Origin of the sequence: Stenotrophomonas sp. 2YAF22 (assembly GCF_052114665.1) — a bacterium.
Taxonomy (GTDB): domain Bacteria; phylum Pseudomonadota; class Gammaproteobacteria; order Xanthomonadales; family Xanthomonadaceae; genus Stenotrophomonas; species Stenotrophomonas indicatrix.
On sequence record NZ_JBFRFE010000047.1, the window covers coordinates 1 to 12,349 of the forward strand.

Annotated in this window: 12 protein-coding genes; 10 read left to right on the plus strand and 2 right to left on the minus strand. The window is 66.9% G+C overall.

The annotated features are described in order from the left end of the window. Positions 1-172 precede the first annotated feature (172 nt). Entirely contained in the window at positions 173-940 is a 768-nt protein-coding gene (xth, locus tag AB4Y84_RS03545) for an exodeoxyribonuclease III (RefSeq protein ID WP_280884351.1), read from the plus strand. A 72-nt stretch (positions 941-1,012) separates the two neighbouring features. Here the strand turns inward: xth and AB4Y84_RS03550 are convergent, their stop codons facing one another. Next, on the minus strand, positions 1,013-1,264 hold the full coding sequence (locus tag AB4Y84_RS03550) for a GlsB/YeaQ/YmgE family stress response membrane protein (protein WP_025878785.1): 252 nt from the start codon (positions 1,262-1,264) through the stop codon (positions 1,013-1,015). Positions 1,265-1,348: 84 nt separating this feature from the next. Between AB4Y84_RS03550 and AB4Y84_RS03555 the strand changes: the two genes are divergently transcribed. The 9 genes from AB4Y84_RS03555 (at position 1,349) to AB4Y84_RS03595 (ending at position 9,535) form a co-directional block, all read left to right on the plus strand. Further along, entirely contained in the window at positions 1,349-1,948 is a 600-nt protein-coding gene (locus AB4Y84_RS03555; RefSeq protein WP_099785896.1) for a 4'-phosphopantetheinyl transferase family protein, read from the plus strand. A gap of 39 nt (positions 1,949-1,987) precedes the next feature. Continuing rightward, the gene (gene rsmG / locus AB4Y84_RS03560) at positions 1,988-2,626 is read left to right on the plus strand and encodes a 16S rRNA (guanine(527)-N(7))-methyltransferase RsmG (protein ID WP_442244230.1); all 639 of its coding nucleotides are present in this window, start codon (positions 1,988-1,990) and stop codon (positions 2,624-2,626) included. A 112-nt stretch (positions 2,627-2,738) separates the two neighbouring features. Continuing rightward, positions 2,739-3,536 carry a ParA family protein gene (locus AB4Y84_RS03565; RefSeq protein ID WP_025878788.1) on the plus strand — a complete coding sequence of 266 codons (798 nt, stop codon included), beginning with the start codon at positions 2,739-2,741 and terminating at the stop codon, positions 3,534-3,536. Then, positions 3,536-4,459: a ParB/RepB/Spo0J family partition protein gene (locus AB4Y84_RS03570; protein ID WP_025878789.1), complete on the plus strand. Its 924-nt coding sequence runs from the start codon at positions 3,536-3,538 to the stop codon at positions 4,457-4,459. Before AB4Y84_RS03565 ends, AB4Y84_RS03570 begins: the two co-directional genes overlap by 1 nt. A 142-nt stretch (positions 4,460-4,601) precedes the next feature. Beyond that, a complete protein-coding gene (locus AB4Y84_RS03575) occupies positions 4,602-5,327 on the plus strand; it encodes a suppressor of fused domain protein (RefSeq protein ID WP_032976777.1) in 726 nt (241 codons plus the stop codon). A gap of 64 nt (positions 5,328-5,391) precedes the next feature. Beyond that, on the plus strand, positions 5,392-6,357 hold the full coding sequence (locus AB4Y84_RS03580) for an NAD-dependent epimerase/dehydratase family protein (RefSeq protein ID WP_442244229.1): 966 nt from the start codon (positions 5,392-5,394) through the stop codon (positions 6,355-6,357). A 90-nt stretch (positions 6,358-6,447) separates the two neighbouring features. Then, the gene (locus AB4Y84_RS03585) at positions 6,448-7,170 is read left to right on the plus strand and encodes a glycosyltransferase family 2 protein (protein ID WP_230111203.1); all 723 of its coding nucleotides are present in this window, start codon (positions 6,448-6,450) and stop codon (positions 7,168-7,170) included. Next, positions 7,170-7,517 carry a lipid-A-disaccharide synthase N-terminal domain-containing protein gene (locus tag AB4Y84_RS03590; protein ID WP_025878793.1) on the plus strand — a complete coding sequence of 116 codons (348 nt, stop codon included), beginning with the start codon at positions 7,170-7,172 and terminating at the stop codon, positions 7,515-7,517. Before AB4Y84_RS03585 ends, AB4Y84_RS03590 begins: the two co-directional genes overlap by 1 nt. A 245-nt stretch (positions 7,518-7,762) precedes the next feature. Then, positions 7,763-9,535, plus strand: coding sequence for a DUF885 domain-containing protein (locus tag AB4Y84_RS03595; RefSeq protein WP_442249777.1), 1,773 nt, complete (start codon positions 7,763-7,765; stop codon positions 9,533-9,535). A gap of 133 nt (positions 9,536-9,668) precedes the next feature. Here AB4Y84_RS03595 and AB4Y84_RS03600 read toward each other — a convergent pair. Further along, a partial coding sequence (locus tag AB4Y84_RS03600; protein WP_442249778.1) for an efflux RND transporter permease subunit occupies positions 9,669-12,349 on the minus strand: 2,681 nt, incomplete at its 5' end.

The following is a 12,349-nucleotide window of genomic DNA, read 5'->3' on the forward strand; positions in this document are numbered from 1 at the left end:
CTTCATGACCCTCCGGCGGGGACCTGCAGCTGCCGGCCAGCGGCCGGCACTACCGCTAGGGGCCAACCCGTGCGGCCGGTTCCGGTAGGGGCCAACCTTGGTTGGCGCGCGTGAACCCCAAGCGCCGACCAAGGTCGGCCTCTACCAAAGCCCACCCGGGTAGAATGCCCGCATGAAGATCGCCTCGTGGAACGTCAATTCGCTCAATGTCCGCCTGCCGCACCTGGAGCAGTGGCTCAAGGACTTCGGCCCGGACATCGTCGGCATCCAGGAAACCAAGCTGGAGGACCACAAGTTCCCGGACTCGGCGCTGGTCGCCGCCGGTTACCGCAGCGTGTTCGCCGGGCAGAAGACCTACAACGGCGTGGCGCTGGTGTCGCGCGAGCCGGCGCAGGACGTGCAGATCGGCATTCCCGGCTTCGAGGACGAGCAGAAGCGGGTCATCGCCGGCACCTTCGGCGACCTGCGGGTGATCAACCTGTACGTGGTCAACGGCCAGGACGTGGGCACCGACAAGTACGAGTACAAGCTGCGCTGGCTGGAGGCGGTGCACGCGTGGATCGCCGAAGAACTGCAGCGGCATCCGAAGCTGATCGTGATGGGCGACTTCAACATCGCCCCCGATGCGCGCGATGTACATGACCCGGAGGTGTGGAACGACAACCACATCCTGACCTCCACTGCCGAGCGCGGCGCACTGAACAAGCTGCTGCAGCTGGGCCTGCACGATGGTTTCCGCCTGCACAACGATGAGGCCGGCACCTTCAGCTGGTGGGACTACCGCGCAGCGGGTTTCCGCCGCAACCTTGGCCTGCGCATCGACCTCACCCTGGTTTCCGATGCGCTGAAGGGCAGTGCGGTGGCCTCGGGCATCGACCGCGAGCCGCGCACCTGGGAACGCCCCAGCGATCATGCACCGGCGTGGGTACAGCTGGGCTGAAACAACGAGGCCCGGCGATGCCGGGCCCCGTCCTGATGCGTTTGCCGGCTTGCGGCCGACACCACCACGCCGTCAGCGTATGCTCTTGCGGGTGAACAGGTTGACGATCGCCAGCAGGATCACCGCGCCGATCAGCGAGAACAGGAACGTGCGCAGGGTGATCGCTTCATTGATGCCGCCGCCGAACAGCCAGCCGGAAATCAGTGCGCCGACGATGCCCACCACGATGTTGAGGATGATGCCCTGCTGGCCATCGCGCTTCATGATGATGCTTGCCAGCCAGCCGACGATGCCGCCGACGATCAGCCAGATGATGATGCCCATGATCGACTCTCCGGTGGATAACCGCGTCCAGTTGACGCGCAGTGCCGTGAACCCGCTGTGCAATCCTGTGACGGGCGCGTGCGGATGAGCCTGCCAGCCACCCTTGAGGGCCCCTGGCGGTTTGGTCCGGTTACCGTCTGGCGCTGCCCGCACGTCCCCGGCCAGCGCGGTGAGCCGCAGGCCCGGCAGGTGCTGGCACAGGCCCTGGGGGGCGAGCCGGATGCGCTGCCGCTGGTGCGCGACGACAAGGGCCGGCCGGAACTGAGCGGCGCGCTCGCCCACTACGGCACCGGCTGGAGCCACAGCGGCGAGGTGCTGCTGGTAGCGCTGGGCGAGGGTGTGCGGCTGGGCGTGGACCTGGAACTGCTGCGGCCGCGCCCGCGCATGCTGGAAATCATCCAGCGCTTCTTCCATCCCGACGAAGTGGCGTGGCTGCAAGGCTTGGACGAGGCCGACCGCGAACATTGGTTCTTCCGCGTCTGGTGTGCCAAGGAAGCGATGCTGAAGGCACACGGGCAGGGCATTTCCTTCGGCCTCCACCGCCTGCAGCTGGCCCCGGCCAACGATGGCGCCCTGCACCTGCGCTGGTGCGACCCGGAGCTGGGCGAGGCCGCGCGCTGGCACCTGCACGAATGGCAGGCCAGCGGACAATTCCGCGCCGCATTGGCCTGGTATCCGCAGTGAATCGGCGAATCAACAGCGAAAACCGGCGATAATGCCGGCATGAGCGAACACGATCTTCCCGCCGGCGTAGCGACCACGCTGCAGCAGGGCCTGGCCAGCATGGGCCTGGCCGCCGAGCTGGCCCCGCCGCTGCTGCGCTACCTGGCGCTGCTGCACCGCTGGAACGGCACCTACAACCTCACCGCCATCCGCGATCCGCAGGAAATGGTCACCCGCCATCTGCTCGATTCACTGGCGATGCAGCCGTTCGTGGCCGATGGCAGCCTGGCCGACCTCGGTACCGGCCCCGGGTTGCCGGGCATCCCGCTGGCGATCGCCTGCCCGGGCCTGCATGTCACCCTGGTGGAAAGCAACGGCAAGAAGGCCCGCTTCATGCGCGAGGCCGTGCGCCAGCTGGGCCTGGGCAATGCCCGCGTGGCCGAGTCGCGCGCCGAAGCGCTGGCCGAGCCGGGCAGCTACGACCAGCTGACCGCGCGCGCGATGGACACCCTGGCCGGCATCGTCCGCGTCGGTGGCCACCTGCTGCGCCCCGGTGGCGTGTTGCTGGCCATGAAAGGCGTCTACCCGCATGAGGAGATCGCAGCGCTGCCGGCCGGTTGGCAGGTACGCGAGGTGGTCCCGCTGAGCGTGCCCGGCCTGGCCGGTGAACGCCATCTGGTCACCGTCACAGGTCCCTGAACCCCGCCGCCCGCCCCTTGTGGAACAAGCGGTTGGCGATCCACGATTTCCGCACGGGCCCGGTTGTACGCATAATGACCGGTCCCAGCACACGTCGACGAGGCACACCCGCATGGCCCGCATCATCGCCATCGCCAACCAGAAGGGTGGCGTCGGCAAGACCACGACCGCCGTCAACCTGGCCGCTTCCCTGGCCAACGCACCCAAGCGCGTGCTGTTGGTCGACCTGGATTCCCAGGGCAACGCGACCATGGGCAGTGGCGTGGACAAGCGCGAGCTGGTCTCCTCCACCTACGATCTGCTGCTGGGCGAGTCCAGCGCTGCCGACGTGCGCGTGCAGACCGCCGAAGGCTACGACCTGCTGCCGGGCAACATCGACCTGACCGCAGCCGAGATCCAGCTGATGGCGCAGAGCGAGCGCGAGCAGCGCCTGAAGCGCGCGTTGGCGCCGATCCGCGACGAGTACGACTACATCCTGATCGACTGCCCGCCGGCACTCTCGCTGCTGACCCTGAACGCCCTGGCCGCCGCCGATTCGGTGATCGTGCCGATGCAGTGCGAGTACTACGCGCTGGAAGGCCTGAGCGCGCTGGTGGAAACCATCGAAGCGCTGCGTGCCAACCTCAACCCGGCGCTGGAGATCGAAGGCGTGCTGCGCACCATGTTCGACGTGCGCAACAACCTGGCCAATGCCGTGTCGGCCGAGCTCACCGAGCACTTCGGCGACCGGGTGTTCCGCACCATCGTGCCGCGCAACGTGCGCCTGGCCGAGGCGCCCAGCCATGGCCAGAGCATCGTCGGCTACGATCGTGCTTCGCGCGGCGGCGTGGCCTACCTCGGCCTGGCCGGCGAGATCATCCGTCGCAACAACGAACGCAACAAGGCCACCAAGGCCGTGGAGACCGTCTGATGACCAGCAGCAAGCCTGCAGCCAAGAAGCGAGGCCTCGGCCGCGGCCTGGACGCACTGCTCGGTCCGAAGGGCGCGGTCAGCCAGGTGCAGGCCAGTACGGCGGTGATCGAGCCGCTGCCCGGTGAAGTGCTGCGCAAGCTGCCGGTAGGCCAGCTGCAGCCGGGCAAGTACCAGCCGCGTCGCGAGATGGACCAGGGCAAGCTGTCCGAACTGGCCGACTCGATCAAGTCGCAGGGCGTGATCCAGCCGATCCTGGTGCGCCAGCTGCCGGCAGGCAACTTCGAGATCGTCGCCGGTGAACGTCGCTGGCGCGCCTCGCAGCTGGCCGGCCTGGACGAAGTGCCGGTGGTGGTGCGCGAGCTGGAAGACCGCACCGTCATCGCGATGGCGCTGATCGAGAACATCCAGCGCGAAGACCTCAACCCGCTGGAAGAAGCCGAAGCGCTGCAGCGCCTCATCAGCGAATTCACCCTGACCCATGCCGAGGCCGCCGAGGCCGTCGGCCGCTCGCGCGCGGCGGTGTCCAACCTGCTGCGCCTGCTGGAGCTGCCGATCGCCATCCGCCTGCTGCTGGAAACGCGCCGGCTGGAGATGGGGCACGCCCGCGCGCTGCTGACGCTGGCCCCGGAACTGGCCAGCAAGCTGGCCCAGGAAGCGGCCGATGAAGGCTGGTCGGTGCGCGAGGTCGAGCGCCGTGCGCAGGCGTTTGCCGCCGGCAAGGTGCCGAGCAACCGTCCGCAGCCGGTGGCCAAGGTGCAGCAGGCCGATATCGCCTCGCTGGAAACCGAGCTGTCCGAAGTGCTGGGGACTTCCGTTGCCATCAATCATGGCCGCGGCGGCAAGGGCAAGCTGATCATCCATTACGCCAACCTGGACACGCTCGATGGCGTGCTGGAGCGGCTGCGCACGCGCCAGGGCTGACCCCGGCGCATCTTCATGGGCGCACGGCCTGTTCCTGCCGTGTGCCGTCGATTGCAGGGAACGCACCGCCGCGCGTGCCGGAGGCCGCGTCGTCCACCGCAGGTGGGCCGCTCCGCCCCGTGGCTCATCCAGGGAGCAGGACATGACCATTGAAGTAGACGACGTCAGCCCGGGCGGCAGCCCGATTCTCGTGCACAGCCGCGAGAAGGACTTCACCCCGGCCCAGGGCGAGTCGCACATCGAGGAGATCAGCGCGCACATCGAGCGCCATCTGGGCCCGATCTCCGGGGTCTTCCATGAAATCATCTCCGATATCGTGCACATCGACGTGCATGTGGTGCCCGCCACCGACGAGTGCCCGTACCTGCGGCTGGTGACCTCGGGCATGAGCGATCTGCCGATGGCCGTGCCCGACGAGGTGGACGCCCCCCGGCACATGGAACTGATGGTGACCCTGCCGGCGGATTGGCCGATCACCCAGGATGCCTTCGAGGATGAGCGCAACTACTGGCCGGTGCGGCTGCTGAAGACCCTGGCGCGGCTGCCGCACGAGTACGACACCTGGCTGGGCTTCGGCCACACCATTCCCAACGGCCATCCGTCCGAGCCCTATGCACCGGGCGTGGGGTTCGATGGGGCCATCGTGCTGCCGCCGGTCACGACCCCGGACGACTTCGGCACGCTGGCGCTGGAAGACGGCACCACCATCGAGTTCATGGCGATCGTGCCGCTGTACCCGGAAGAGATGGACCTGAAGCTGAAAAAGGACTCGGAAACCCTGCTGGACCGCTTCGATGCGAAGAACATCCAGGATGTCATCCAGCCGGGGCGCACCAATGTGGCCAAGAAGCGTTTCGGCCTGTTCTAGGCCCTGCGCGTACCATCAGACGCCATCACTACTGAATTGACCGTTGAATTCCAGGCTCACCGCAATGACCATCCTGCTCACCGGCGCTGCCGGCTTCATCGGTGCCTACACCGCTCGTGCCCTGCTTGATGCGGGCCAGTCGGTGGTCGGCCTGGACAACTTCAACGATTACTACGACCCACAGATCAAGCGCGACCGCGTGGCCGCGCTGTGCCCGACGCTGGATCTGCGCACGCTGGACCTGACCGACCGCGACGGCCTGGCCGCGCTGTTCGAGGAAGTGCAGCCGACCGCGGTGATCCACCTGGCCGCGCAGGCCGGCGTGCGCTATTCGCTGGAAAACCCGCACGCCTACGTCGACAGCAACCTGGTCGGCTTCGTCAACATGCTCGAGCTGTGCCGCCACCGTGGCGTGCAGCATCTGGTGTATGCGTCCAGCAGTTCGGTGTACGGCGATTCGGCCACGCCGCCGTTTTCCGAAGACCAGCGCGTGGACCAGCCGCGCTCGCTGTACGCCGCTACCAAGGCCGCCAATGAACTGGTGGCCTACACCTACGCACAGCTGTATGGCCTGCACGCCACCGGCCTGCGCTTCTTCACCGTGTATGGCCCGTGGGGCCGGCCGGACATGGCGCCGCTGCTGTTCTCGCGCGCGGTACTGGCTGGCCGTTCGATCGATGTGTTCAACGAAGGCCGCATGCAGCGCGATTTCACACATGTCTCCGACATCGTGGCCGGTATTCTCGGCGCCCTCGCGCATCCGGCTGATGGTCCGGTGCCGCACCGGGTGTTCAACCTCGGCAACCACACGCCGGTCGAGCTGGAGCGCTTCATCGGCGTGATCGAGCAGGCCGCCGGTCGCCCCGCGCAGAAGGTCTACAAGCCGATGCAGCCGGGCGACATGGTGCGCACGATGGCCGATACCCGGCGCGCACATGACGCATTTGGCTACGAACCGGTCATGCCGATCGAACAGGGCCTGCCGCCGGTGGTGCAGTGGTGCCGCGAGTATTTTGCTGATCGCGCCTGAAAACCGATCCTCACGCCGCCGGATTCATCTTCGGATAACCTCGGCTTCGGAAAATGCGCGGTCTTTGTCCCTCCTTGGCCGAGTCCCCCCATGAGCCAACCCGAGCTGTCCGTTGTCGTCCCTGTATTCAACGAGCGCGACAACGTCGCGCCCCTGGTGGCCGAAATCACCGCTGCTTTGCGCGGCCGGCTGCCGTTCGAGATCGTCTACATTGATGATCATTCGCGCGATGACACCTTGGCCGTGCTGCAGGGCCTGAAGGCCACCACGCCGGAGCTGCGGGTGCTGCACCACGTCTCGCAGAGCGGGCAGAGCACCGCAGTGCGTACCGGCGTCAAGCACGCGCGTGCACCGTGGATCGCCACCCTGGACGGTGATGGCCAGAACGATCCGGCCGACATCCCCAAGCTGCTGGAGGCCCGCGGTGCTGCCGATGCCCAGGTGAAGCTGTTCGCCGGCTGGCGCGTCAACCGCCAGGACAGCGGCAGCAAGCGCTGGGCCAGCAAGTGGGCCAACGCCATCCGCGCGCGCATGCTGCGCGATGACACCCCCGATACCGGCTGCGGCATCAAATTGTTCGAGCGCAATGCCTTCCTCGACCTGCCGTATTTCGACCACATGCATCGCTACCTGCCGGCACTGATGCAGCGCGCCGGCTGGAAGACCACCAGCGTGCCGGTCAACCATCGCCACCGCACTGCCGGCGTGTCCAAGTACAACAATCTGGGCCGCGCGCTGGTCGGCATCCGCGACCTGCGCGGCGTGGCCTGGCTGATCACCCGCAGCAAGCGCACCGCGGTGGAGGAGCGTTGATGGACCTGGAGCTTCACTGGCTGGACCAGCCGCTGACCTGGTTGTACTGGACCGGCCTGCATGTGACCGGCTGGAAGCTGATCGGCTACACCGGCGCATTGATGTTCGGTGGCCGCTGGCTGGTCCAGTTCGTTGCCTCCAAGCGCGCCGGCAAGCCGGTGATCCCGCGTCTGTTCTGGTACATGAGCGTGGTCGGCAGCCTGATGACGCTGAGCTACTTCCTGTTCTCGGCCAAGCAGGATTCGGTGGGCGTGCTGCAGAACCTGTTCCCGGCGTTCACCGCCTTGTACAGCCTGCAGCTGGACATCAAGCATCGCGGCTGGAAGCGGGACAAGGCCAGTCACTGACGCCTTGGTAGATGCCGACCTTGGTCGGCGCTGGTTTTCTCCGGGAGCCAACCAAGGTTGGCAGCTACCAGAGCGGCCACGCAGGCGCCGCCGTGCCCGGGTGATGCCGACCTTGGTTGGCCCGATGCGTCCGCGGCAGGAGCATCCACGCATGGCGTGGATCTACTGAGGCAGGACCTTCGTCCCATGCCATGCGCGGTGCGGGGTGCCATGATCGGGGTCTGCCTTCCCGGGAACCTGTGCTCGTGAAAACCCGTCTTGCCGTAGCCCTGCTGATCGCCCTGTCTGCCCCTGCCGTGGCCCTGGCCGCACCGCCCACCGCCACCGCGCCGGCCAGCGTGGCCACTGAGTCGCCCGCCGATGCCGCCTTCCGCGCGCTGTACGAGAAGGAATGGAAGTGGCGCCAGCAAGGCGGCGGCGAGGCCAGCGAGGACGAAGACGCGCCGGCCAACGCCACCCGCATGCCCGACGTCGGCCCGGCCGCGCAGCAGGCACGCTTGGAGGTATGGGACGAGACCCTGGCCGCGCTGAAGAAGATCGACCCGAAGACCCTGTCGCCCGACAACCAGGTCAACTACGCGATCTACCGCGACCAGGTGTTCAACCTGGCCGAAGAAGTGCGCCTGCGCGGCTACGAGATGCCGTTCAACGCCGACTCCTCGTTCTGGTCCAACCTGTCCTTCATGGCCCGGCGCGAAATGAAGACCGTGCAGGACTACCAGAACTACATCGCGCGCCTGAATGATGTGCCGCGCTACTTCGACCAGCAGACCGGGAACATGCGCGCCGGCCTGAAGCGCGGCTTCAGCGTGCCGCGTGCGGTGCTCGATGGTCGCGAGGTGTCCATCGCCACCGTCGCCGAGCTGAAGGATCCGACCGAATCGCCGTTGTACGCGCCGTTCAAGAAGCTGCCCAACACCGTCCCGGTTGCCGAGCAGGCCAAGCTGCAGGCACAGGCCCGCGCGGCGATCAGCGGCAAGGTGGTGCCGGCGTTCCAGCAGCTGCGCACGTTCTTCGTCAACGAGTATGTGCCGCAGGCGCGTACCACCCTGGCCGCCGAAGCGATGCCCGACGGCAAGGCGTACTACAAGCAGCAGATCCACGAATACACCACGCTGGACCTGTCGCCGGACGAGATCCACCGCATCGGCCTGGATGAAGTGGCACGCATCCAGAAGGAAATGAACGACATCATCAAGCAGGTGAAGTTCAAGGGCAGCTTCGCCGAGTTCCTGACCTTCCTGCGTACCGACCCGCAGTTCTATGCCAGGACGCCGGAAGAACTGCTGTCGCGTGCCGCATGGATCTCCAAGCGTGCCGATGGCCAGCTCGGCAAGTACATGACATTGCCGCGCGCGCGCTTCACCATCGTGCCGGTGCCGCCGGATATCGCGCCGTTCTGGACCGCCGGCCGTGGTGGCATGGGCACCTATTGGCTCAACACCTACAACCTGCCGTCGCGCCCGCTGTACAACCTGCCGGCGTTGACCCTGCACGAATCCGACCCTGGCCATGCGCTGCAGGGTGCCATCGCTGCCGAGCAGAAGAACCTGCCGGAGTTCCGCCGCAATGCCTACATCTCCGCCTATGGCGAAGGTTGGGCGCTGTACTGCGAGAAGCTGGGCGTGGAAATGGGCATCTATGAAACCCCGTACGAGGATTTCGGTCGCCTGACCTACGAGATGTGGCGCGCCACGCGCCTGGTGATCGACACTGGCGTGCACAGCAAGGGCTGGAGCCGCGAGCAGGCGCTGGCCTACCTGCGTGACCACACGGCGCTGAGTGAGCACGAAGTGACCACCGAAGTGGATCGCTACATTTCCTGGCCGGGGCAGGCGTTGAGCTACAAGCTCGGCGAGATCGCCATCGTGCGCCTGCGTGCGCAGGCCGAGAAGGAGCTGGGCGACAAGTTCGACGTCAAGGGCTTCCACGACACGCTGCTGAAGCAGGGTTCGGTGCCGTTGCCGGTGCTGGAGCAGCAGATCCAAGCGTACATCGCCGAGCGCAGGAAGGCCTGACCGTTCCAAGGTAGTGCCGGCCGCTGGCCGGCAACCTGCACGCACTGCAATCGTTCGACATTGCCGGCCAGCGGCCGGCACTACCGGGGATCGGAAAACAGGGTCGGATCGCAGGATCCGACCCCGTCATGTTTCACCCCACCGCCCTTGGCTTGGCCACCCGCGCAGCGAAGGTTGGCAGCACCAGCAGGGTCAGCACCGTGGCGGTGATCAAGCCACCGATCACCACCGTTGCCAGCGGTTTCTGCACTTCCGCACCGGAACCACTGGCGATCGCCATCGGAATGAAGCCGACGATGGCCACCAGTGCGGTGGTCAGCACCGCGCGGATACGGCTGGATGCACCATTGATCGCGGCCATCATCGGCACGTCACCGGCGTCCAGGCGCTCGCGGATCGCCTGCATCAGCACCAGGCCGTTGAGCGTGGCCACGCCGGACACGGCGATGAAGCCCACCGCGGCCGACACCGAGAACGGCATGCCGCGCAGCAGCAGGGCGAGGATGCCGCCGACCAGCGCCAGCGGCACGCAGCTGAACACCAGCACCGCTTCCTTGCCGCTGCGCAGGGCCATGAACAGCAGGCTGCCGATCAGCAGGAATACCACTGGCACCACCGTGGCCAGGCGCTTCTCCGCGCGCTGCAGGTTCTCGAACTGGCCACCCCAGGTCAGGTACGCACCGGGCGGCAGCGCCACGTCGGCCACGGCGGCCTGTGCTTGGCCAACGAATCCGCCGAGGTCGCGGCCGCGCACATTGGCCTGCACCACCACCCGGCGGCTGCCGTTGTTGCGGCTGATCTGGTTCGGCCCTTCGCTGACGCTGATGCGCGCCACCGAGGACAGCGGAATCACCACGCCGGCCGGCGTGGCGATCGGCAGCGAGGCCAGCTGATCCGGGTCGTTGCGTGCGCTGTCATCCAGACGCACCACCACATCGAAGCGACGGTCGCCCTCGAAGATCTTGCCGGCTGCCGTGCCGCCGATGCCGGTGGACAGCGCATCGCTGACGTCGGCGGCGGTCAGCCCGTATTGCGCTGCCGCTACATGGTCGATCTTGACGTTGAGCGTGGGCAGGCCGGAAATCTGCTCCACCCGCACATCGGCCGCGCCCTCCACCGCGCGCAGCTTCAGCGCCACCTGGTCGGCCACCTTCTGCAGCTGGCTGAAGTCATCGCCGAAGATCATCACTGCCAGGTCGGTGCGCACGCCGGAAATCAGCTCGTTGAAGCGCAGCTCGATCGGCTGGCTGAACTCGAAGCTGTTGCCCAGCTGCTGGCCGGCCAGTTCTTCGAAGCGGGCCACCAGCGCCTCCTTGCCCAGCTTCGGATCGGGCCAGTCCGCACGCGGCTTGAGCACGATCACGCTGTCGGAGATGTTGGTCGGCATCGGGTCGATTGCCGCTTCGGCGGTGCCGGTACGCGAGAACACCGTTTCCACTTCCGGTTGCTGGGCGATGGCCTTCTCCAGTGCCAGCTGCATCGCCAGCGACTGCTCCAGCGAAGTGGATGGCACGCGCAGTGCCTGCATCGCCACGTTGCCTTCATCCAGGGTAGGCATGAACTCGCGGCCGAGCAGGCCGAACGAACCAATGCCCACCAGCAGCATCAACGCTGCACCGGCGATCACTGCGCGCGGCCGCGCGACGGCCTGGCGGATGATCGGCTCGATGCGTCCACGCAGCACGCGGATCAGCTTCGTTTCGTGCTGGCCATCATCACTGTGTGCCTCGCCTTCCTTCGGCTTCGACTCACGGACCATCAGCGCGGCCATCGCCGGCACGAAGGTGAAGGAGAAGATGAAGGCACCCACCAGGGCCAGCATGAACGTAGCGGCCATCGGGTGGAACGTCTTGCCCTCCACCCCTTCCAGGGTGAGGATCGGTGCGAACACCAGCAGGATGATCAGCTGGCCGAACGCTGCCGGGCGTGCCATCTTTCGCGCCGAATCGGCCGCTACGCGCAGGCGTTCCATCGCGGTCAACGCGCGGCCCAGTTCGGCACGACGCTGGCCCAGCATCAGCAGCGTCGATTCGATCACGATCACCGCGCCGTCCACCAGGATGCCGAAGTCCAGCGCACCCAGGCTCATCAGGTTGCCACTGATGCCGAAGCGGTTCATGCCGATCACCGCGAACAGGAACGACAGCGGGATCACCAGTGCGGTGATCGTCGCCGCGCGCAGGTTGCCGAGCAGCAGGAACAGCACCACCACCACCAGCAGCGCGCCCTCGGTGAGGTTCCTGGCCACGGTCTTGATGGTGGAATTGACCAGCACGCTGCGGTCCAGCACCGGCGCGGCCACGATGTCCGCCGACAGCGAGGCATTCACCTGCTTCAGCCGTGTGGCGGCCGCCTGGGCCACGGTGCGGCTGTTGCCGCCGGCGATCATCAGCGCGGTACCGAGCACGGCTTCATGGCCGTTGCGGCTGGCCGCACCCAGGCGCGGTGCGCGGCTGAGGCCGACATCGGCCACATCGGCCACCCGCACCACCACGCCGTTGCGGGTGGCTACCGGCGCCTGTGCCAGATCGTCGGTGGTCAGTGCCAGACCGTCGGCACGCACCACCAGGCCTTCGCCGGCGCGCTGCACGAAGCCGGCACCGGCCTGTACGTTGGAGCGCTGCAGGGCCGTCACCAGATCAGCCAGGCCCAGGCCATGCGCGGCCAACCGCGCGCTGTCCGGATGCACGCCGTATTCCTTCACGTAGCCACCGACGGTGTCCACGCCCGCCAGCCCGGGGCTGGAGCGCATCTGCGGCGCGATGATCCAGTCCTGCACGGTGCGCAGGTAGGTGGCACGTTCTTCCGGCGTGC